Here is a 2,695-nt window from a genome sequence, read left to right as displayed (position 1 = left end):
GTTAAAATGTTCGTTATCTGATGACATAATCCTGGTAATTTAAAAACTACAAAGATTATGCTTTTATCATTTCTCCACAACTTTTTAAACTGATCCCAAGAAATTCCTCAATGAGAGGCTTGACCTTGTTTTCCAGTATTTCCTTTTTGTTAGCCGTCACAATGAAGTCGTCGGCATAACGAATGAGGTGGATTTTATACTTGTTGTTTTTGCGGCAGCCGTCTGGTCTTATGGAGATGCCAAAGGCTTTGTCAAGCATACTTTCAAGGCCATCGAGGGTCATGTTGGCGAGGGTGGGGGATATAATTCCCCCCTGCGGAGTACCTTGCTCGGTTGGAAATAATTGTTTGTTTTCCATAAACCCGGCTTTAAGCCATTGTTGCAGTATCTTTTTGTCCATGGGGATGTTCTCGATAAGCCATTGATGGCTAATATTGTCGAAGCATCCCTTGATGTCCCCTTCGAGAATCCAAGTTGCGCTGTCGTTGCGTGAAAGATGAATGAAACATCTTTCCAAGGCATCGTGGCAGCTCCGTAGTAGTCGGAATCCGTACGAGCCTTTGTCGGCAAGCGTTTCGGACACAGGTTCGAGGGCAAGAAGGTGTAAAGCCTGAAAAGCCCGGTCTTTCATGGTGGGAATCCCCAACGGTCTTTTCTTACCGTTCTTTTTAAGGATGTAAAGACGGCGAAGAGGCAACGCTTTGTAGCCCTTCCTGACTAAAGATGTGGTAGCCAATAGTTTTTGGCTTGGGTTTTTCCAGCGTATCTTATCCACGCCGGGCGTCCGTTTTCCTTTGTTTTCAGTAACCCGTTTCACCGCCCAAAGTTTGGCATGAAACGAGTGGGTAAGAATCCATTGCAGGCTTTTGGCTTTGCCATGTTTCCCTTCCCTTATTGCCTTTGCAATACGTCGTTGTAATGACTTGACCGACCGCTCCACTTTCGTCCAATCGATGGCGTTCCAGTTAGAGTGGTTGGCAACAGGCGCACAGTCCTTTGTGTCGGGCTTCATTTGCATTTCCTGAATAAAAGTCTTACTACAATTTTCTTGCAACAGAGAACCAGATGGAAGTCTGCACGGTTTTCACCGGGGGCAAATGCGGAACCCCTATCCACCTCATTACAAGATGGCTTTCGCTTCATCCATCCTCCCATACCTGCACACCATTGTGGATTTCTCACGAAATCCCTACCATTTGCAACCATGGAGACGTACAGGCTTACCACGTTCCGTCTGTTTAACAGGGTGGGTTAGGTGCTGCCTATATACCGGAAGCTCAACATCCATGTGCTCGTATGTAGCGTACTTGCAGCCTGGCTTCCTACCTTTTGGTCAGAGTGTATCATCAACTTTCACTCTTTCGCGCATGACGGTACGTCAACGGCAGTTAACATAATTTCACCATACCATCCAAACCAGCGCCCTTGGAAATGTTGCTAATCCTCGGGTAGCTTTGTCCCGACAGCTTCACACCCCAACGTTGCCATTGACGCATGTGCCGGTAGGTTACTCATGATGGAACATGAGGTTAAATCAGTCTTGGTATTCAAAGAGCGTTTAACAGTTATTCGGACAGCCTCGTGTCGCACCTACTATGGTGCATAACGGCTGGGGGTTGTGAGCAGTGGGGGATGACGTGGTGCAGCGTGGTCATCCGCCGTAAGTGCCGCCCCCGTGCGAGTTCTGCCAACTCGAAGTCATCACATCCCCCACATTGCTTACACCCCTTGTTGGCGGTAGCTATTTAATTCTAACGTCTAGCTGTTTCCCTAATCCAGTTTCAACGATTTTTCTCAAAGTGGCAATCTCTATGTCAGAGCGATCATTTTCTATTCGAGAGATGTAATTTCTTGTCGTACCGCTTTTTATTGCTAATTCTTGCTGTGTGAGTCCAGAACGCATTCGGGATTCTCTAATCAACCGACCAATTTTCAGGGCAACATCGTTTTTTTCTGGTTGGCTATATTTTAGTAAAACATCAGCCCCAATTTCAAAGGGTACTTTTACTTTTTCGTTGTGTCTTAACGTTATGTATTGTTCAACATTATTCCACGATAGCGTATTGTTCTCTAATTCTACTTTCTTAAATTCGTCTTCGTTGAAAAGGATTGAAGCTGGCGAATTTTCATCAACGCCTATTTTCAGCAATACACTTCTAAAATCAATTATTCTTGACTCTCCGTTGTTGTAAACAACCGAAATAGATAATCCCTTTATCCAGTTTATCTTTAGAATTCTTGGTATTTTAATATGTTTTCTCATTTCAGCTGTGGATTAAGTTCATTAAAAATTGATAATGCTAAATCTTTGTTTCCTGCAATCCAATCAAACGCTTTCTTCAGTTGCTTAGTCGGTAAATCTCCCGCATAAATTTTGCCTGTTTCAATTTCAATCAGCACTTCAAATTCGCTGTATATCGCGTGAATGTGTGGTGGTCTATGTTCTCCGTTGTGGATTACAATCTTAACTCCATCTACATTTTCAATCGTTGGCATTTAGTCTTTTTTTGCAAAGGTATCTAATTGGGTACATCAATGCAAATTTTTAATCAATTTTTTCTAGCCACTTTGGAAAACCAATCAAACTTGTGATTTCGTGTCGGGTAACGCAGGCGGATTGCTCCGCCCTTGTCCCCTAAGAACCGTACGTGAGACTTTCACCTCATACGGCTCAAGCTCTCTGAAGGCAGATTGC

At 43.9% G+C, this 2,695-nt stretch carries 2 protein-coding genes and 1 pseudogene; all 3 read right to left on the bottom strand.

Annotated elements, in window-relative coordinates; genetic code table 11:
* Positions 1-97: 97 nt before the first annotated feature.
* Positions 98-1,012: pseudogene (locus G8O23_RS17185) on the bottom strand (reverse transcriptase domain-containing protein); the annotation flags it as partial.
* 729 nt (positions 1,013-1,741) lie between these two features.
* Complete coding sequence (locus G8O23_RS17175) at positions 1,742-2,263, bottom strand: helix-turn-helix domain-containing protein (RefSeq protein ID WP_166367143.1); 522 nt, start codon at positions 2,261-2,263, stop codon at positions 1,742-1,744.
* Positions 2,260-2,496: a DUF4160 domain-containing protein gene (locus G8O23_RS17170; protein ID WP_166367142.1), complete on the bottom strand. Its 237-nt coding sequence runs from the start codon at positions 2,494-2,496 to the stop codon at positions 2,260-2,262. The genes G8O23_RS17175 and G8O23_RS17170 overlap by 4 nt, the downstream gene beginning before the upstream one ends.
* Positions 2,497-2,695 lie beyond the last annotated feature (199 nt).

Source organism: Perlabentimonas gracilis (genome assembly GCF_011174675.1).
GTDB classification, from domain to species: Bacteria; Bacteroidota; Bacteroidia; order Bacteroidales; family Tenuifilaceae; genus Perlabentimonas; species Perlabentimonas gracilis.
Note: the sequence above shows the minus strand (reverse complement) of the source record. Positions and strands in the feature narration are given on the sequence as shown.

Coding starts and splice junctions, on each gene's coding strand:
- G8O23_RS17175 (WP_166367143.1), bottom strand. CDS start 2,263: ATGAGAAAACATATTAAAATACCAAGAATTCTAAAGATAAACTGGATA.
- G8O23_RS17170 (WP_166367142.1), bottom strand. CDS start 2,496: ATGCCAACGATTGAAAATGTAGATGGAGTTAAGATTGTAATCCACAAC.